Genomic DNA, 17,473 nt, shown 5'->3' on the forward strand with positions numbered 1-17,473 from the left:
AGGCAGGAACAGCGCCTTGGGAATCACCACCAACGCCACCGCCGTACAACAGGACCGGACTCCGTCGGAAAAGCCCTTCGGACCGACATTCGTGACCCCGCTGTACATGGGCGCCATACTCAATCCGATCAACAGCTCGATGATCGCGCCTGCCCTGGTGGCGATCGCAGCCGCGATGCACACCACCGTCGGCGGCACCGCGATCCTGATCTCGAGCCTGTACCTGACCAGTGCGATAGCACAGCCCGCCGCCGGGCGGCTCGCGGAGGAGTTCGGGCCCAGGCGAGTGTTCTTCGTCGGCATCCTCCTCGTCCTCGCGGGAGGCATCCTCGGCGCTGTCGCCCGTGACATGCCGTCCCTGGTCACGGCCCGCGTTCTCATCGGAGCGGGCACCTCCGCCGGATACCCGTCCGCGATGCTGCTGATCCGCCGGCGGGCGCAGGCAATCGGCCTGCAGGAACCGCCCCGCAGTGTTCTGGGCGGCCTGGCGGTCGCAGGCGCCGCCACTGTTGCCGTCGGACCCGCAATCGGCGGACTGCTCATCGGAGGCCTCGGCTGGCAGGCGGCCTTCTGGATCAACATCCCCGTCGCGGGAGCGGCCTTCGCCATGGCGTTCACCTGGATCCCCAAGGACTCCGACCGCGTGCGCGGCCGCTCACCGCGCGCCCTCGTCTCCAGCCTCGACCTGCCCGGGATCGTGGGATTCGGGGGGACACTCACCGCCTTGCTGGTGTTCCTGTCCTCGCTGCCGGGCCCCGACTGGGCTGCTCTGTGCATATCCGCCGTGATCGCCGCCGCCCTCGTGGGATGGGAACTGCGCGCCGCCAACCCCTTCCTGAACGTCCGCCTGCTCGCCTCGAACCTCGCGCTCACCCGCACCTACCTGCGCAACGGCCTTACTCTTCTCGGCACTTACGTGATCCTTTACGGACTCACCCAGTGGCTCGAAGCCGCCCGTGGCCTGTCCGCCTACCAGGCAGGCCTGGTCCTCATCCCCATGGGAGCCCTGTCGGCGGTCTCCGCCCGTGTCGCCTCGCGGCGCAGCGGTGTCCGGGGACCACTGATCGCCTCGGCGCTCCTCCTGCTCGCGGGAGCCGTTGCCACCCTGTTCCTGAACAGCGGTACGCCCTTGATCGCCGTGATCGCGGTCACGGCGGTGTTCGGCCTCACCTCCGGGGCGAGCAACGTGTCGAACCAGACGGTCCTGTACAAGGAAGCGCCCCCAGAGAGCGTCGGCACCGCCTCAGGACTGCTGCGTACCTTCGGCTACATCGGCTCCATCGCCTCGGCGGCCATCACCGGCACCGCCTTCCGCACCAACGTCGACGACACCGGCCTCCAGCACATCTCCTGGGCTCTGGTCGGTATCGCTGCCGTCGTGGTCGTCATGACGGTCTTCGACCGGCACCTGGCGAACACCGACCGTCGGTCCGCGCACTGACACCCCTGCCCCAACCATCCGGAAAGATCAGAAGGATCAGGTAATGACCACCATCGCCCCGCACCTCGACCCCACCCGCACCGCCCTGCTCCTCATGGACTTCCAGCCGGCCGTCCTCGCCGTGGTCCCCGATGCGGACCAAGTGCTCTCCCGTGCTCACGCCGCCCTGTCCTGGGCCCGTTCCCATGACGTCCAAGTCGCCTTTGTCCGCGTCGCCTTCACCGCGGAGGACTTCGCCGCCGTCCCCGCCCGGAACAAGTCCTTCGCCCCCCTCGCCCAGAGCGGGTTCCTCGCCGACGGCAGCCCCGAGGCCGCACTGCACGAGTCGTTCGACGTGCACGAGCAGGACATCACCGTGCGCAAGATCCGTATAAGCGCCTTCGCCTCCGCCACCGACCTGCGCGCCGCCCTTCGCGACCAGGGCATCGACACACTCGTTCTCGCCGGACTGTCCACCGGCGGAGTGGTGTTGACGACTCTTCGGCAGGCGGCCGACGACGACTTCCAGCTCTACGTCCTCAAGGACGCGACCGCCGACCCCGACCCCGAGGTCCACCGCGTCCTGACCGAGAAGGTCTTCCCCCACCAGGCGTACGTCATCGACACCGACGAACTTGGGACGCTGAGCAAGCCGGCCTGAGGCCTCCGGTCCGGGCGTGCCCCGCGCGGCCCGGACTGAACCCGACCCCGTACGGGGTCGGCGTACATGCCGGTGAAGACCTTCCCGTCAGCTGTCGCTGTCCGCGAGCCGATTCATGATCGCCGCGGCCTTCAGCAGGGTCTCGCGCTCGTCCGCTCGCAGGTGGGCCTCGATCACCGCACCGAGCCAGCTCACACGGGCGGCCGGGATCGTTTCGATCAGCGCCCGACCCTCGGGGGTCGCATGGATGAGCGTCTTACGGCCGTCGCCGGGATCCTTGCTGGTGTCGATCAGACCTCCGACACGAAGAGCCGCGAGCGTCTCGGCCATCGACTGACGGCGCACATGCTCGGCCTGCGCCAGCTCGCTGGCCGTGACAGAGCCCTCCGTGACGATCCGGCCCAGGGTCGTCAGCTGCGACCAGGTCCACTGCATGTCGCCCGGTGCCGACTCCCTGCGCAGCCGTGCGCGCAGCCGGGTCATCGCCTTCATCAGCTCGGCGGCGGCCTCGGCTTCGGGCTTCGGGTCACTGGTCACCGGCCAACCTTACCGAGTACGCAGGCCCCCTGCCGTTACTGGCAGGCCCTGAGAACTATTTGCGCCGTCAAGCACATTGCAACTCACCTTTCATTGCTTGACAAAGCATGGAGTGACCCGGGCATACTCGATGGCGATCGAGCCAGCGGTTCGCACGACGGAAGGCCCGCATGAACCTCGGCATCGCCATCGCGGATTTCACCCAGCCAGAGGGCCCGGCAGGCATCGCACGTCACGTGGGCGGCCTCGCCCGCACCGCGGAGGAGTTCGGCTTCACACGCATCGCCGTCATGGATCACCTCTTCCAGATCGGGATCGTGGGCGCCTCCGAGCAGGAGATGCTCGAGGCGTACACCACGCTGGGCTACCTGGCGGCGTCCACCGAACGCGCGGAACTTCTCGCCCTGGTGACCTCGGTCGGCTACCGCGAACCCGGACTGCTGGCCAAGATGATCACCACACTCGACGTCCTTTCCGAGGGCCGCGCCGCCCTGGGCATCGGCGTCGGAGCCGGCTTCAACATCGCCGAGGCGCGCGGACTCGGGCTGCCTTTTCCTCCGGTCGCCGAGCGGTTCGAACGACTTGAGGAGACGCTGCAGATCTGCCTGCAGATGTGGAGCGGCGACGAGAAGCCCTTCGACGGCCGGTACTACCGACTCGAGCGCACCCTCAACTCCCCCAGGCCCGTGCGGCAGCCCCGCCCACCGATCCTGATCGGCGGATCGGGCGAGCGGAAAACCCTCAGGCTCGTCGCGGAGTACGCGGACGCCTGCAACCTCTTCCACGGACCCGACCTCCGGCACAAACTCGACGTGCTCCGCAGACATTGCGATCACCTCGGGCGCGACTACGACGACATCGAGAAGACGGTCCTGCTCCCGCTCGACCCCGGTGCACGGGGTGAGAACATCCAGCCCCTGCTCGCGGAACTGCGCCGACTGGATCACATCGGCATCGACCACGTCATCGGACCGATCCGCGGGGCCGATCAGCACGCCGCGCTGCAACTGCTGGGCGAGCGCCTGATGCCGGAAGCACTGCACATCTGACCAGCGCACCGCAGCGTCGACGTAACGCCATTTTATTTGCTTGCTAAAGCATATAGATAGGGAGAAGCAGATGAGCACCACAGGCGAACACACCGGACACGGGGCCGATGTCGTCATCGTCGGCGGAGGTTCCGCCGGCGCCGCGCTCGCCGCCAGGATCAGTGAGGATCCGCGGCGCACGGTCCTGCTGATCGAGGCAGGACCGGACTACCCCGCCGACCGGCTGCCCGAAGGGCTGCTGGCCCCGCACCTCCTGGCCGACCCCGACCACGACTGGGGCTACAGCGCACGTGCCACCGACCGTGCCCCGAGCATCCCCGCGCCGCGCGGCCGGGCCATGGGCGGCAGTTCCTCGGTGAACGCGGGTGCGGCGATCCGGGCACGCGCGGCGGACTTCGCCGCCTGGGGAGATCGCTACGGGATCAAGGGGTGGTCGTACGGAGAAGTCCTCCCGGCCTTCAGGGACATGGAGAACACGCCGGCCGGTGACGACGCCTACCACGGCCGCACCGGCCCCTTCCCCATCCGGCAGTGGACGTACGAGGAACTCACTTCGCCGCTGCGGGCGTTCGTGGACAGCGCGGCCGACCTGGGGTTCCGGCGGAACGACGACTTCAACGGCGCCCGGCAGGACGGCACCGGCGGCTATCCGGTCAACATCGTCGACGGGGTGCGCCAGAACACCGCCCTGGTGTACCTGACGCCGCAGGTGCGCCGCCGCCCCAATCTGACGGTGCTGAGCGACGTCACGATCGACAGGGTGCTCATCGAGGGCGGCGTGGCGCGAGGCGTCGTGAGCGCGTCGGGCACGGTCTTCCGGGCCGCCGAGGTGGTGCTCTCCGCGGGCAGTTACGGCAGCCCCGCCATCCTGTTGCGCTCCGGCGTCGGCCCGGCCGAGGATCTGCGGGCTCTCGGGATCGACGTGGTCGCCGACCTCCCGGTCGGCCGGAGGCTGCAGGATCACCCGTTCTTCCACTCGCTGTTCGCCCTCGCGCCCGAGCACCAGACCATGACGTCCGCCTTCCAGGCCCATCTGTGGCTCGCCTCGCGTGAAGCCCAGGTCGGCGAACTCGACCTCAGCATCGTCGCCACCCATCTACTGGACGGCTCCTTCAGCCCCACCGGCGGGGCGATCCTCCTCGCCGCGGCCGTCACCCGGCCGGAGTCGCGCGGCTCGGTGCGGCTGGCCGGCCGTGATCCTCACGACGCACCGGTCATCGACAACAACTACTTCGCGACCGCCAGGGACCGCAGCCGCATGCTGGAGGGCGTGAAACTCGTACGCCGCCTGGCAAGCACCTCGCCCTTCGCGGGTGCGGTGACCGCCGAACTCGCTCCGGGTGACGCGGTACGGAGCGACGAAGAGCTGGAGGCGGCGATCGCGACTGGAATCTCCACCTACGGTCACCCGACCTCCACCGCGCCCATGGGCGGGCCCGGGGACGAGTGGGCCGTCGTGGACGAGTCGGGGGCCGTGAAGGGCCTGGCAGGTCTGCGCGTGGTCGACGCCTCGATCATGCCCGAGGTCCCGTCGACCGTGACCAACGCGACCACCATCATGATCGCGGAGCACATCGCCCGGCGCGTGTACGGGAGTTGACCGGACTCGGCGCCGGCTCCTACGGCCGACCGGACGTGTCGGTGGAGCGGGCGTCGACCAAGTCGTCCTTCGTGACGGACGGGTCGTCGAACTAGCCCGGCACGCGACAGGTCCCGGACACGAGAGGCGTGTCCGGGACCTGTCGCATTAAGTAAGTCGACGACCACAATGGCGACGACGGATCTCAGTCGAGCTTTTCGACCACCGATTCGAACTGCCTCACCATGGCAGGCAGCGAGCGACCGTCGAGCAGGTCCATGACCCGCTTGCGGGCGCTCGCCAGATGTACCGGATAAGCCGCCTGGAGTCGTTTCAGCCCTTCCGGGGTGAGGGTCGCGACGTTCCCCCGGGCGTCCCCCTCGTAGCGCCGCTTGACGACCTGGCCGCGGCTCTGCAGCGCGTCCACGACGCGGGTGATACGGCTCGCCGACAGCGCGGTCGCCGAGGCGAGATCCGCCATGCGGAGCTCCTGGTTCTCGGCCTCGGAGAGGTTCATCAGCACGACGTACTCGGTGAGCGTCAGACCCGTCGATCGCAGCAGATCGTCATCCAGCGAGCGCGGCAGCGCGACGATGACGCGCATCAGGGCACGCCAGAAAAGCTCTTCCTGAGCGGTCAGGGGATCTTCGGCGGTCATCCTTGCAGGTTAGCGTGCTCAAGCAAGGAACCTCAACGTGCAGGATCCAGCGTCACCCCCGCTGGTCGGCAGCAGACCGGGTCCCCGTCGACGTCACCACACCTGCTGGTCCTCCTGGAGCCGCACGGCGACGAACTTCGTCTGCGTGTAGTGGTGCAGCGCCTCCAGTCCCTTTTCCCGGCCGTAGCCGCTGTTCTTGTAGCCGCCGAAGGGACCCTCGACCATCATGCCCGGCGGATAGGCGTTGACGTAGACCTGACCGGCCTCCAGCCTGGCGGCCACGCGATGGGCGCGCGTCACGTCGCTGGTCCAGACGGCGGCGGCCAGGCCGTAGTCGGAGTCGTTGGCGATGGCCACCGCCTCGTCCTCGTCCGTGAAACGCAGGACGGCGAGCACCGGCCCGAAGATCTCCTCCCGTGCGATACGCATGTCCGGGGTCACGTCCGTGTAGACCGTCGGCTCGATGACCCAACCGTTCCCGGTCGGGCCGCCACCGGTCATGAGGGTGGCGCCGTCCTGCTCCGCGACCTTGAAGTACTCGTTGACCTTGTCGAACTGGGCGCGGGTGATCTGCGGCCCGTAGGTCTCCCCCGGAGTCACATGCGTCAGAACGGTGCGCACCGCTTCCAGGAACTCGTCATGGATCTTCGCGTCGACCAGCAGCCGGGTGCCGGCCATGCAGGACTGGCCCGCGTTGGGCAGGAACGCCTCGACGGCGACGCGGGCGGCCGCGGCCAGGTCGGCGTCCGCGAAGACGATGTTGGGGGACTTGCCGCCCAACTCCAGCGTGAGCGGGATGATGCGGTCCGCGGCGATACGGCCGATCTCGCGCCCGGCGCGGGTCGAGCCCGTGAACGCCACCTTCCGGACCTTCCGATGGCTGACGATCGCCGCGCCCACGGTGCCCCCCGTGCCGGTGACGACGTTCAGGACACCGTCGGGCAGGCCGCATTCGGTGGCGATGCGGGCCAGTTCAAGGGTGGTCGCCGAGGTGAACTCGGAAGGCTTGGCCACGACGGCGTTGCCGGCCGCGAGGGCCGGAGCGATCGCGCGAGCCGCCTGGTTGAGGGGCGCGTTCCAAGGGGTGATGACGCCGACGACACCGAGCGGCTCGCGCCGGGTGTACGCGTGGAAGCCCGGCCCTATGTTCACCACCTCGCCACCGGGCAGGTTCACCAGGCCCGCGTAGAACTCGAAGAAGTTGGCCGCGCCCTCCACCTCCAGCGGGGACTGCCAGGCGGGCTTGCCGGTCTCGGCCGACTCCAGTTCCGCGAGGCCGGCGACCTCCCCGCGCAGCCGCGCGGCTATGGCCGCCAGGACGCGACCCCGCTCGATGGGCTGACGGTTCCACCACCCGTCGACCGCCCCGGCCGCCGCCACGACGGCGCGATCCACATCGGTGGTGTCGCCGAGGGCGATCTCGTGCACGACCTCATCGCCCCCGGGGGACGTGGACGGCAGCCAACTGTCCGATGCGGGTTCGACTTCCACGCCTGCGATCCAGTGCCCGTATCGCCTCATCGGCACACTCCATTTCCATACATGAGCGGGTGAATGAATTTTCATTCACGCCGCACCCTACCCCCTCCGCTTGACAAGATCGAGACACTGAACGAAGTTTCACTCGTGCCGATGCCCCCTTCCGTGACGAGCGACGAGACCCCCCTGCGCAGGAAAGTGATGGACGCCGCGCTGGAGCTGTTCGACGAGCGCACCTGGGACGGCACCAACGTGCCGGAGATCGCCACTCGGGCCGGCGTCGCGGTGGGCACGATCTACCGCTACTTCCCCAACAAACAGGCGCTGGGCGAGGCTGTCTTCACCGAGGCGAAAGCGGCCTTCGCCGACGCCGTGATCACCGATGACGTACGCGGGGCCGATCCCGTGACGGCCATCGGACTGGTCTGGCGGCATCAGGTCGCGTTCGCCGTCGCCCACCCCCAGGCGTTCTCGTTCCTCGAACACCAGGTGCACGGGTCGTATCTGCGCCCGCAGGCGTTCGAGGTCGCCGATCGCCTCAACGCCGAGCTGGTGGGGATCCTTCGGGAGGCGCAGGCGATCGGTGCCGTCCGCCCCGGTGACCCTCAGGTCCTGCTCTCGATGGCGTTCGGTGCGTTCGTCGGCGTCACGAAGCACTCACGCGCCTCCGGTGTGCCGCTGGGCGAGTACGACCTGGACAGCGTCGAGCAAGCGGTGATGAGGCTGATCGGGCTCAAGGCCCCCGACTCCCCCGCCTCCTAGGAGGAGCGGCCCTGGCTGGGGTACCACCATGCTTTGCGCAGGGGCCGGGCCGGGTCGGGTCAAATGGCTGCTTCGCCGTACACAGACTTCGGCTCGGAGCGGTCGGGGTTCGCCGGGCACCGCGAGAGGAGCGGATCGGCCACCGCCTGCAACTCCTCGGCGAGCCGGTGGACCAGGGCAGGATGGAGCTGGTCCATGACTCGTCTCCGAGCGCTGGCCAGATGAGCCGGATAGGCGCCCACCAGCCGCTGCCGACCGGCTTCCGTGAGCACTGCCATGTGCCCCCGGGCGTCAGTCGAGTGAGGTCGCTTGACGACCAGGCCCTGAACTCGGAGGGTCTCCACGAGCCGGGTGATGCGGCTCGCGGACAAGGCCGTGGCAGCGGCCAGGTCGGTCATGCGCAGGTGGTTTCCGTCCGCCTCGGAGAGATGGGCCAGGACGATGTACTGCGTGAGCGACAGGCCCGTGGAGCGCAGGAGGTCCTCGTCGAGGGCCCGGGGCAGCGCCACCAGCATTCTCTGCAGTGCGCGCCACAGGCGTTCCTCCGCATCGCTCAGCGGTTCCGAGACCGCCGCTTGACCCGCGGGGTTCTGCGGCTGCTGCGTCGGCACCTCCCACCCCCTCCCTTCCGAAGCTCTTGGTAAGAACACTCAAGCACAAGATTTAGTTGCTTGACAAAGCATTTTCACTCAGAGAAGATACTTGCCAAAGCAAGCAAGAGCGCCGCCGTGGGCCTATCCGCGCGACGCCGAGCGAGAGGCCAGAAGGGCATGAGCGTTCAATTGCCCCCCGCCGGGACGTACGAGGTCGATCCAGCTCGGTCGTCCCTGACCTTCACCACGCGGCACATGTTCGGCCTGGGCAAGGTGACCGGCACGTTCCTGCTGGAATCGGGGACCATCACGGTCGCCGAGCCGGTCACCCGCTCGACCGCACAGGCCGTCGTCGAGGCGGGCAGTTTCCGGACAGGCACGCCCCGCCGTGACGATCATGTGCGCTCCCCCGCCTTCCTTCACGCGGACCGCTACCCCGACATCGGATTCGAATCGACCGGGGTGGCGCGCGGCGAGGCCGGCGCCTGGATCGTCAAAGGTTTCCTCACCGTCCGCGGGGACCGGGCACCGCTCGACCTGACGGTGGACTCCCTTTCCGTCGAGAACGGATCGCTGCGGATATCGGCCTCGGTGGCCGTCGACCGCTACCGCCACGGACTGACCGCCTCGAAGGGACTCGCGGCACGACGGCTGCGACTCTCCCTGACCGCCATCGCCCATCCCCACCCCGAAACGGCGGCCCCGGCCGTCGAGACCACAGAACAGCGAGAGGAACTCCCGATGTCTCCCAAGATCGCAGTTGTCTACTACTCGTCGACCGGCACCGTTCACGAACTGGCTGAGTCCGTGGCGGAGGGCGCCCGCAAGGAGGGTGCCGAGGTACGGCTCCTGCGCGTGTCCGAGCTCGCCCCCGAGGAGGCGATCGCCAGTAACGACGCGTGGTCGGCGCACGCCGCGGCCACGAAGGACATCCCGGTGGCGACCGCGGCCGACATCGAGTGGGCCGACGCCGTCATATTCGGCAGCCCCACCCGGTTCGGCAACATCGCCAGCCAGCTGAAGCAGTTCATCGACACGCTCGGCGGGCTGTGGGCGCAGGGCAAGCTGGCCGACAAGATCTACAGCGGCTTCACGGCAACCGCCACCGCGCACGGCGGGCAGGAGTCCACGCTGCTGGCTCTCTACAACTCCGTGCACCACTTCGGCGGCATCATCGTCACCCCGGGCTATACCGACCCGGTGAAGTTCGCCGACGGCAACCCCTACGGCACCAGCCACGTCAACGGCCAGGGAGCGATCCCCGTCGACGACACCGCCCGAGCCGCCGCTCTGTACCAGGGCAAGCGCGTGGCCGCCGTCACCGCGCAGTTCAAGGGCGCCTAGGAACCGCTCAGTTGTGTGCCGGCGGGCCGATTTCGGGGGTGCCGCCGGCACACGGCCCGGGCGCTCACGACCCCAGATACCGCAGCACCGCCAGCACCCGCCGGTTCGCGTCCTCGGAGATCGGCAGGCCCAACTTGGCGAAGATGGCCGCGACGTGCTTCTCCACCGTGCCCGCCGACACCACCAGCACGTGGGCGATCGCGGCGTTGGTCCGGCCCTCCGCCATCAGCGCCAGGACGTCGCGCTCACGTGCCGTCAGTGATTCGAGGTCCTCGATGCGCCGCCCCGCACCGGCCAGTTGAGTCACCACCTCGGGGTCGAGGGCGGTGCCGCCGGCCGCGACCCGGGCCAGCGCCTCGGTGAACTCGGCCACGTTGGCGACCCGGTCCTTGAGCAGGTAGCCGACGCCCGCGGATCCGGCCGCGAGCAGCCTGGTCGCGTACTTCGTCTCGATGTACTGCGAGAACAGCAGCACCCCGGTCCCGGGTTGCTGCCGCCGGATGTCGATCGCGGCGCGCAGCCCCTCGTCGGTGTGCGTCGGCGGCATCCGGATGTCGACGACGGTGACGTCCGGCCGGTGTTCGGCCACGGCCGCCCGCAGCGCCTCGGCGTCGGCCACGGCCGCGCACACCTCGTGGCCGCGTTCGGTCAGCATCTGGGCGAGCAACTCCCGCAGCACAGCGGCATCCTCGGCGATCACGACGCGCATGGCTGGCATGGTCTCATGGTCCTCACGCCGGGTTCCGTACTCACGCGTGCAGGGGCAGCGACACCGTCACCGCGGTGGGCCCGCCCGCCGGACTGGTGATGTCCAGGGTGCCGTCGACCGTGCGGACGCGCTGCATCAGCCCCGTGAGGCCGCTGCCGATCGCCACCTCCGCACCGCCCCGCCCGTCGTCGCTGACGCACAGCCGCAGCACGCCGTCCTGCTGTGTCACGCGCAGCGCGGCGCGGCGGGCACCGCTGTGCTTGATGACGTTGGTGAGGAGCTCGGCGGCGCAGAAGTACGCGATCGTCTCGATGGCCGGCGTGGGCCGCTCAGGGATGTCCACGGCCAGCTCGACGGGCACGGTGCTGCGCGCCGCGAGCGTGGCCAGGGCGTCGGGCAGGCCGTCGTCGAGGGCGGGCGGGTGGATGCCGCGGGCGAGGTCGCGCAGCTCGGACAGGGCCTCGGTGGCGTTGCGGTGCGCGGACTCGACCAGTTGGCGCACCCGGGCGGGGTCGGCGACCGGCTCGCCCTCCGCGCCCAGGCGCTCCTTGGCCATGTCGAGGCTCATGGCCAGCGCGACGAGCCGGACCTGTGCCCCGTCGTGCAGGTCCCGCTCCAGGCGGCGCAGCAACGCCGCCGAGTCGTCGATGGCGAGGGCACGGGTCTCCTCCAGGTTCCGTACCCGCTCGGCCATCGCGCCAGGTCCGAGCAGCGCCCGGACCAGCCACCGGTCCACGGCCACGACCCCCCGGGTGAACCACGGTGCGGCCAGCAACGTGACCGCACCGATGCCCGCCGCCACGAAGGTGCCGGCGAGGGAGGTGCTGTGCGGCGCGCCCCCGCCCACCGGGATCGGCGTGATCGTCGCCATGCCCGCCTCGCCGCCCGCGGGGCGCTGGTCGAAGGCGGCCCAGCGCAGCGGGGCGGAGAGGTTGGTCAGGCCGGTGAGCCACCAGCCCACCGCGTACAGCCCGAAGGCGGCGACGGGCAGCCTCACCAGTACGTAGGCCACCGAACGCCACCCGGCCGCGTCGCGCAGCCGCGAGTCCAGCCGCGCGAACGCCCCGCCCGTCGGCCGCAGCCGCGCCGGCGCCTGCACCCGCTCCCCCAGCAGTCCGGCGGCGAGCCCGCGCTGCAGCACGGCGAGGGCACGCGCGAGGCCGACCGCCGCGACGACCAGCAGCAGTCCGAGGACGGCGCCGACGAGGGAGGCGGTGAGTCCGGTACCGAGGGCGAGGAGTACCACGACGAGGACGAAGCCGACCAGTGCGAGGGGAAAGCCGATCAGGCAGTACGCGGCCTCGGCCCAGGCGCGCGTGGTGAAGGGAGCGCGCAGAACGGTCCGCAGCGCACCGCCCGGGCCTGTGCGCACCCCGGGTCCGGGCATCACCGCCGATGTGTCGCGCATGGTTCCAGTGTCCTGTTCGAGCGAGTGGCCGCGACAGCTTCGTGCCGCCGCGCCATGAGCACGCCCCGAAGGGGCGCGGGGCTGTGACATGTGCGGCTCCGCCGCGTGGGCGCGACCGGCCACGACGGCGCCGCCGCCGACCGACGGCATGTCGCGGCTCTTCCTGTCGCGGCCCAACCAGCGGAGCGCTCACGCATCGCGCCGCACCAGCAGCCACCCTCCGGCGCCCAGTGCCGCCGCCACGTACAGGCACAGCACCGCGAAGCCCGCCCATGGAGAGAGGCAGTCGGCCACCGGTTTGGAGACCGCCAGCGAGTTCGCGGCGATCATGGTCGGGAAGAACTTCGCCACCGCGACGCCGGTCAGCCCGGACAGCACCGCCGGTACCACGTACAGCACTCCGACCAGTGTTCCGATGGCCGCCGCTGTGTGCCGTACGACGGCGCCCAACGCGATGCCGATGAGCCCGACCAGGGCGAGGTACGCGCCGGAGAGCACCAGCGCGCGCAGCACGCCTGGGTCGCCGAGCGCCGGTCGCGGCACCGTCGCGTCGAGTGCGAGGCGCCCGGCGAAGAACGTCGCGAAGGCGACCACTTCGCCGACCACCAACGTGACCAGGCCGAAGACGCCTGCCTTGGCGGCGAGCAGCAGCGGCCGGTTCGGGACGGCGGCGAGCGTGGAGCGGATGGCGCCGGACGAGTACTCGCCGGTGACCACGAGCACGCCCAGGACGCCGACGACCAGCTGGCCGAGGGCCACGCCCGCGAGCACGTTGTTCACCGCGTCGAAGGTGTCCGACTTCGCGGCGCTCGGTGCCTTGGTGTTGGCCATGGTGACGACCCCGATGGCGATCATCCCCACCACCGTGGCGAGCAGCGCCCACAACGTCGAGCGCAGGCTGCGCAGTTTGATCCACTCCATCCGCGCGGCGTGCCCGAATCCGTAGCGCCCCGCGGGCAGCCCGCTCATGATCGGTACGACGGTCACAGCTGCCTCCCTCGTCGGGCGGGGGCGGTGCCCCGGTACTCCGCGCTGTCGCCGGTGAGCGCGAAGAACGCCTCCTCCAGCGAGCGGCCGCTCGCGGTCAGCCCTGCGACGCTGGTGTCGGCGAGCAGCCTTCCCTGGCCGATCACGATCAAGTGGTCGGCGGTGAGCGCCATTTCGCTGATCAGGTGGCTGGACAGCAGGACGGTACGGCCCTCTGCCGCGAGCGACTTCATCAGATTGCGGATCCAGCGCACCCCCTCCGGGTCGAGGCCGTTGACGGGCTCGTCGAAGAGCAGCACGGCCGGGTCGCCGAGCAACGCCCCCGCGATGCCGAGGCGTTGCGACATGCCGAGCGAGAAACCGCCCGCCCGCTTCCGCGCCACCTCGGTGAGGCCGACGGTGTCGAGGACGCTGTGCACCCGGGAGCCGGGGATGCCGTTCGCGGCGGCGAGCGCGGCGAGGTGCTTCTCGGCGGTGCGGCCCGGGTGGTACGTACGGGCTTCGAGCAGGGCGCCGACCTCGCGCAGGGGCCAGCGCAAGTCCCGGTACGGCCTGCCGTCGACGCGGGCGCTACCCGCGTCGGGGCGGTCCAGCCCCATGATCAGGCGCATGGTGGTGGACTTCCCGGACCCGTTGGGGCCGAGGAAACCGGTGACGGCGCCTGGACGGACCTCGAAGTCGAGCCCGTCGACGGCGACGGTGCTTCCGTAGCGTTTGGTGAGTCCACGGGCTTCGATCATGGCTGCTTCCTGGTGGTTGTCCTCATGCACCCCAAGCTACGAACGCGCGCCGCCCGCCGGAACGTGGCTTTCCTCCGTCTCGCCTGGGGGATTTCCCCCAGGCGAGACGGAGCGCAGGAGGGACAATTTCCTCGGCTGAGGGCTACCGATTCCCGGCTACCGATTCCCATTCGTTTCTGACGGGGCGTCAGCCAGGGTCCGTCGACGCGTCGGACCGGACGCGCGAGCAGGGGTCAGCGCTTGGCGAACTGGACCCGGGTGGGCTGCACCACGTTCGGCCGGATCGCGATTCCGTCGACTGTGAGTCGCTCTCCGAAGATGTCGGTGATCCTGATCGCGCCGCCGCACCCGGTGCCGTCTTCGGAGATGAAGTAGTTGTAGTCGGTACGGGACAGCTGACGCCAGCCGCTGCCGGCTCGAACCTCCAGGCGGGCCACCGGATTCCGGTGCCCGACGGCCTGGATTCCGCACCAATAGCGGCTGGACCCGGTCTTGTACCGGATCGACATGGTGCCGGAGGTGCTGGGGCTCACCAGCTTCCATGTGATCGCGATCCGGCCGGCCGTGGGGTCCGCGAGCTTGGCGAAGGCCTCGGCGCTGAGGTCGATCTGCCCGGGTGCGCACTCCCCTGGGCATTCGTTGGTGATGCGGACCGTGATGGAGGTTCCGTTGGCCGCGCGGACGGACACGTACGCGCCGCAAGCCTTCGCCGACTCGTAGTCGATGGAGTTCATCGCCCCGGTCATGACGTCACCGCTCGGGTCGTACAGGCAGGCGCCTCCGCCGTCCGAGTCGTAGAAGGTGGCGACGCCTCGGTAGGTGACGCCGGGCCGTATGCGACCGGCCAACGGCGCGCCGGCGGACGCCGCTTGCGGGCTGTCGGTCGCCGACGGCTTCGCCGACGCGCTGGTCGCGCCGGCGGAGGGGGATGCGGAGGTTGTCTTGGCCGACGGCTTCGGCGACGTGGTGGTGGCACTGCCCGAGGGGGACGAAGACCCCGTCCCGGGCGGGACGTTGGCCTGGGTGCTGGCGACGGGCGTGTCCGCAGCGTGCCGGTCATCGGCCTCGTCGTCGCGGAGGAGCACCACGCCCAGGGAGACGACGATGAGTACCACGGCCGCCGACAGGAACAGCCACCGCCTGTCCACCGGACCTCCTCGACGACCGCCGCACCTTGCTGTGAGCGACGGGCGCAGTGATCCTGCCAGACCCCGGAGCACGGGGGCAAGCCCCTGATTCCGACGCGCGGTTGAGGCTACGTGTTCGTCACGAGCGCCCGCCGAAGTACCAGTCGTGGACCTCGATGTCGGCGTACTGGTCCAGGGTCAGCACGGCGCGCGCCGTGTCCGGGTCCGGGGCCCGGAGCAGTACGCCCGTACCCAGCCAGGTGGCGCCGTCGTCGGACAACAGCGGCCCGTACGCAATCAGTTCGTCCCGGTCGGGTGGCACGACCAGATCGACGGGCTCCCCCGAGCCGAGGCCGAGCACCAGATACCGGTTCCCACCGGTCCGGCCACCAGGGAAGTCCCACATGGTGCGCCCCAGCATGTTGCGCCAACGTCGCACCAGCACGTCCCGGTACGCGCCGGCCTGGTAGTTGGGCTCGTCGAAGGCGAACGCGCGGGCGGCAGCGGGATCGGGCAGGTCGAGGATGTGCACGCTGCCGGTGGGCGTTTCGCCGTCGTCGGCGAGGGTCGGGCCGCGAGCGATCATCTCCGCCGCGTACCCGTCCATGTAGGACCAGTGGTCTTCCAGTAGTTCGTCGCGCAACTTGGCGGAGCCGGGCCGATCGCGGTGGTAGCAGAAGAACTCCATGACCGGAGACTCTCCCCAACGCACGGGAGCATCTCAACCGGATTTGGTCACGATGCCCGCACGCTCCAGACGCGGCAGCGCTCGGTCGGACGGCATTGGCATCACGGAAGCAGGTCACAACCCGAGGGCATGGCGAGCGGTCGCGAATGCGCCCGCCCATCGGGTTCGGCGCCCGTCAGCACGGCTCGGTCGCAGACGGCCACTCACGTGGGTAGGGCACGCGCAGCGATCCCGTCGGGACGGGGGTGTGCTCGGCCGCCGCGTGCAGGCGCCCGTCGCGCAGGACGATGGCCCCGCCGCGGAGCATCGTGCCGGTCAACTCGGCAGCGAGGGCCTCGGGTGTGAGACCCAGGAGTCGTGCCGCGTCCGTCAGCCACGCCCGGGCGAGCAGATAGGGCTCGACCTCATCCGCCGGGATCCCGTCACGGATCATCAGGGCGAAGGCGAAGATCCGCCGCGCGCCGTACCGGACGGCTCCGTCCGGGTCGTCGACGAGGCGCTGGGCCCGGCGCAGCGCGGTGGCGAACGCCGCACCGGTGTCCGCGGGGATCGGGCCGTGCGAGGGAAGCAGGACCCGCGGGGCGAGGTCGGCCAGCCTGTGCAGGGAGGCGAGCGCGGTGGTGAGCGCGGCGGGTCCGTCGAGGGCGAGGTTCACCCAGCCGACGTCGTAGTCCGACAGCGCGTCCCCGACCACGAGGAGCCGCTCGTCCGGCTGCCACAACCCGAGGTGCCCTGGGGTGTGCCCAGGGGTGCGGACGACTTCCCAGTCGGCGTCTCCGAGCCGGAGGACCTGTCCGTCGTCGAGCGGCATGTCGACGGTGTACGGGGGGACCGGCTGGTCGAGGTACTCCGCCGCGCAGCAGCCCGGGTCCCGGCGGGTGACGGCCTCGGCTTCCGGTGCTCCGGCCGCGATGAGGGCGCCCCTGGTCTGCAGGAGGGCGTTGCCGCCGACGTGGTCGGAGTGCCAGTGGGTGTTCACGACCAGGTCGATGTGCCCGGTGCGGGCGTGTGCCCAGGCCGCCGTCTCTTCGGCGTGGGCGACGAAACCGCTGTCGACCAGGGCCGGTTGCCGCCCGTGCAGCAGAAGGAGGTTGGCGTCGGGGAACGGCCTCTGCTGCCAGGTCACCCAGTGCGGCACCAGTTCGGCTCTGCTGTCCATGAGCTCCCTCCCTCCCGGGCACCTCGGGCCTGTCCGGCGGATCATGTCGCAGACGCGGGGTGTGGCACGCCCAGGTGACCTGTCACCGCTCGGGCCCGTTCACGCGAATCAGCGTCTGCTGTCCGGCGGCGACGAGTTTTCGCTGTCCGTCCTGGACGCCGAACACCTCCAGCCGGCACACGGTCAGTGTGCGTCCGGACTTCAGGACGGTTCCCACCGCCTCGATGTGGTCGCCGACGGCGGGCGCCAGGAGGTTGATCTTGTACTCGACGGTGAGCACGTCGGCGTTCTCGGGGAACAGGGTGAGGGCCGCGTAGCCGCCCGCGCTGTCCGCGATGGCGCTGGTGGCACCGGCGTGGAAGTAACCGTGCTGCTGCGTCACCGCCGGCCGGCTCGGGAGCACGATGTGCACGCGCCCCGGCGCGATGTGGGACACATGTGCGCCGAGGTGGCCCATCAGCCCCTGGCGGTCGAAGCCGGCCCGGACGCGCGCCTGCACCTCGGAGCTCGCCTCGTCCTGCTGCGCCTGCTCTTCCACGTGCTCTCCTTCGGCGAACATCTCAGCGTGTGAAC

General features: G+C 70.1%; 17 protein-coding genes and 2 pseudogenes. 7 read left to right on the top strand and 12 right to left on the bottom strand.

Annotated features, from left to right (window positions below; all coding sequences use genetic code 11):
- Positions 1 to 16: 16 nt before the first annotated feature.
- Positions 17 to 1,441 carry an MFS transporter gene (locus tag OG219_RS06130; RefSeq protein WP_266823655.1) on the top strand — a complete coding sequence of 475 codons (1,425 nt, stop codon included), beginning with the start codon at positions 17 to 19 and terminating at the stop codon, positions 1,439 to 1,441.
- A 43-nt stretch (positions 1,442 to 1,484) separates the two neighbouring features.
- Positions 1,485 to 2,081, top strand: a complete 597-nt coding sequence (locus OG219_RS06135; protein WP_266823657.1) for a cysteine hydrolase family protein — start codon at positions 1,485 to 1,487, stop codon at positions 2,079 to 2,081.
- Positions 2,082 to 2,168: 87 nt separating this feature from the next.
- On the opposite strand, the gene OG219_RS06140 is transcribed toward OG219_RS06135, so the two are convergent.
- The gene (locus OG219_RS06140) at positions 2,169 to 2,618 is read right to left on the bottom strand and encodes a MarR family winged helix-turn-helix transcriptional regulator (RefSeq protein ID WP_266823659.1); all 450 of its coding nucleotides are present in this window, start codon (positions 2,616 to 2,618) and stop codon (positions 2,169 to 2,171) included.
- Between the two features lie 170 nt (positions 2,619 to 2,788).
- Here OG219_RS06140 and OG219_RS06145 point away from each other — a divergent pair, with 170 nt between their 5' ends.
- Together OG219_RS06145 and OG219_RS06150 are read left to right on the top strand one after the other, a co-directional pair.
- The gene (locus tag OG219_RS06145; RefSeq protein WP_266823661.1) at positions 2,789 to 3,667 is read left to right on the top strand and encodes an LLM class F420-dependent oxidoreductase; all 879 of its coding nucleotides are present in this window, start codon (positions 2,789 to 2,791) and stop codon (positions 3,665 to 3,667) included.
- 70 nt (positions 3,668 to 3,737) lie between these two features.
- Positions 3,738 to 5,267 (top strand): GMC family oxidoreductase, encoded by a 1,530-nt coding sequence (locus OG219_RS06150; RefSeq protein WP_266823663.1) that lies wholly within the window; start codon positions 3,738 to 3,740, stop codon positions 5,265 to 5,267.
- Positions 5,268 to 5,451: 184 nt separating this feature from the next.
- Here the strand turns inward: OG219_RS06150 and OG219_RS06155 are convergent, their stop codons facing one another.
- Positions 5,452 to 5,904, bottom strand: a complete 453-nt coding sequence (locus OG219_RS06155; RefSeq protein ID WP_266823665.1) for a MarR family winged helix-turn-helix transcriptional regulator — start codon at positions 5,902 to 5,904, stop codon at positions 5,452 to 5,454.
- 93 nt (positions 5,905 to 5,997) lie between these two features.
- Positions 5,998 to 7,425: an aldehyde dehydrogenase gene (locus OG219_RS06160; protein ID WP_266823667.1), complete on the bottom strand. Its 1,428-nt coding sequence runs from the start codon at positions 7,423 to 7,425 to the stop codon at positions 5,998 to 6,000.
- A gap of 111 nt (positions 7,426 to 7,536) precedes the next feature.
- On the opposite strand from OG219_RS06160, the gene OG219_RS06165 reads away from it, so the two are divergent.
- Positions 7,537 to 8,145, top strand: a complete 609-nt coding sequence (locus OG219_RS06165) for a TetR/AcrR family transcriptional regulator (protein ID WP_266823669.1) — start codon at positions 7,537 to 7,539, stop codon at positions 8,143 to 8,145.
- Between the two features lie 59 nt (positions 8,146 to 8,204).
- Here OG219_RS06165 and OG219_RS06170 read toward each other — a convergent pair whose 3' ends face one another.
- Positions 8,205 to 8,756, bottom strand: a complete 552-nt coding sequence (locus OG219_RS06170; RefSeq protein ID WP_266823671.1) for a MarR family winged helix-turn-helix transcriptional regulator — start codon at positions 8,754 to 8,756, stop codon at positions 8,205 to 8,207.
- A gap of 159 nt (positions 8,757 to 8,915) precedes the next feature.
- On the opposite strand from OG219_RS06170, the pseudogene OG219_RS06175 reads away from it, so the two are divergent.
- Positions 8,916 to 9,359 (top strand): annotated as a pseudogene (locus OG219_RS06175) (YceI family protein); the annotation flags it as partial.
- 120 nt (positions 9,360 to 9,479) lie between these two features.
- Positions 9,480 to 10,082: an NAD(P)H:quinone oxidoreductase gene (gene wrbA / locus OG219_RS06180; protein ID WP_266836017.1), complete on the top strand. Its 603-nt coding sequence runs from the start codon at positions 9,480 to 9,482 to the stop codon at positions 10,080 to 10,082.
- A gap of 64 nt (positions 10,083 to 10,146) precedes the next feature.
- On the opposite strand, the gene OG219_RS06185 is transcribed toward wrbA, so the two are convergent.
- The 8 genes and pseudogenes from OG219_RS06185 to OG219_RS06220 form a co-directional block, all read right to left on the bottom strand.
- The gene (locus OG219_RS06185) at positions 10,147 to 10,791 is read right to left on the bottom strand and encodes a response regulator transcription factor (protein ID WP_266836018.1); all 645 of its coding nucleotides are present in this window, start codon (positions 10,789 to 10,791) and stop codon (positions 10,147 to 10,149) included.
- Between the two features lie 40 nt (positions 10,792 to 10,831).
- Entirely contained in the window at positions 10,832 to 12,199 is a 1,368-nt protein-coding gene (locus OG219_RS06190; protein WP_266823673.1) for a sensor histidine kinase, read from the bottom strand.
- 189 nt (positions 12,200 to 12,388) lie between these two features.
- Positions 12,389 to 13,186 (bottom strand): ABC transporter permease, encoded by a 798-nt coding sequence (locus tag OG219_RS06195; protein WP_266823675.1) that lies wholly within the window; start codon positions 13,184 to 13,186, stop codon positions 12,389 to 12,391.
- A gap of 104 nt (positions 13,187 to 13,290) precedes the next feature.
- Positions 13,291 to 13,926: pseudogene (locus OG219_RS06200) on the bottom strand (ABC transporter ATP-binding protein); the annotation flags it as partial.
- A 233-nt stretch (positions 13,927 to 14,159) separates the two neighbouring features.
- On the bottom strand, positions 14,160 to 15,074 hold the full coding sequence (locus OG219_RS06205) for an expansin EXLX1 family cellulose-binding protein (RefSeq protein ID WP_266823677.1): 915 nt from the start codon (positions 15,072 to 15,074) through the stop codon (positions 14,160 to 14,162).
- A gap of 118 nt (positions 15,075 to 15,192) precedes the next feature.
- Positions 15,193 to 15,741, bottom strand: coding sequence for a YciI family protein (locus OG219_RS06210; protein ID WP_266823679.1), 549 nt, complete (start codon positions 15,739 to 15,741; stop codon positions 15,193 to 15,195).
- Positions 15,742 to 15,916: 175 nt separating this feature from the next.
- Positions 15,917 to 16,900, bottom strand: coding sequence for an MBL fold metallo-hydrolase (locus tag OG219_RS06215; RefSeq protein ID WP_266823681.1), 984 nt, complete (start codon positions 16,898 to 16,900; stop codon positions 15,917 to 15,919).
- Positions 16,901 to 16,982: 82 nt separating this feature from the next.
- Positions 16,983 to 17,438 (bottom strand): PaaI family thioesterase, encoded by a 456-nt coding sequence (locus tag OG219_RS06220; protein ID WP_266823683.1) that lies wholly within the window; start codon positions 17,436 to 17,438, stop codon positions 16,983 to 16,985.
- Positions 17,439 to 17,473: the final 35 nt, after the last annotated feature.

The organism is Streptomyces sp. NBC_00038 (assembly GCF_026343635.1).
GTDB lineage: Bacteria > Actinomycetota > Actinomycetes > Streptomycetales > Streptomycetaceae > Streptomyces.

What these genes read in the sequence shown, in the direction of transcription:
- OG219_RS06135 (WP_266823657.1), top strand. Translation starts at nt 1,485, where the DNA reads ATGACCACCATCGCCCCGCACCTCGACCCCACCCGCACCGCCCTGCTC.
- OG219_RS06145 (WP_266823661.1), top strand. Translation starts at nt 2,789, where the DNA reads ATGAACCTCGGCATCGCCATCGCGGATTTCACCCAGCCAGAGGGCCCG.
- OG219_RS06150 (WP_266823663.1), top strand. Translation starts at nt 3,738, where the DNA reads ATGAGCACCACAGGCGAACACACCGGACACGGGGCCGATGTCGTCATC.
- OG219_RS06155 (WP_266823665.1), bottom strand. Translation starts at nt 5,904, where the DNA reads ATGACCGCCGAAGATCCCCTGACCGCTCAGGAAGAGCTTTTCTGGCGT.
- OG219_RS06160 (WP_266823667.1), bottom strand. Translation starts at nt 7,425, where the DNA reads ATGAGGCGATACGGGCACTGGATCGCAGGCGTGGAAGTCGAACCCGCA.
- OG219_RS06165 (WP_266823669.1), top strand. Translation starts at nt 7,537, where the DNA reads ATGCCCCCTTCCGTGACGAGCGACGAGACCCCCCTGCGCAGGAAAGTG.
- wrbA (WP_266836017.1), top strand. Translation starts at nt 9,480, where the DNA reads ATGTCTCCCAAGATCGCAGTTGTCTACTACTCGTCGACCGGCACCGTT.
- OG219_RS06185 (WP_266836018.1), bottom strand. Translation starts at nt 10,791, where the DNA reads ATGCGCGTCGTGATCGCCGAGGATGCCGCTGTGCTGCGGGAGTTGCTC.
- OG219_RS06190 (WP_266823673.1), bottom strand. Translation starts at nt 12,199, where the DNA reads ATGCGCGACACATCGGCGGTGATGCCCGGACCCGGGGTGCGCACAGGC.
- OG219_RS06210 (WP_266823679.1), bottom strand. Translation starts at nt 15,741, where the DNA reads ATGGAGTTCTTCTGCTACCACCGCGATCGGCCCGGCTCCGCCAAGTTG.
- OG219_RS06215 (WP_266823681.1), bottom strand. Translation starts at nt 16,900, where the DNA reads ATGGACAGCAGAGCCGAACTGGTGCCGCACTGGGTGACCTGGCAGCAG.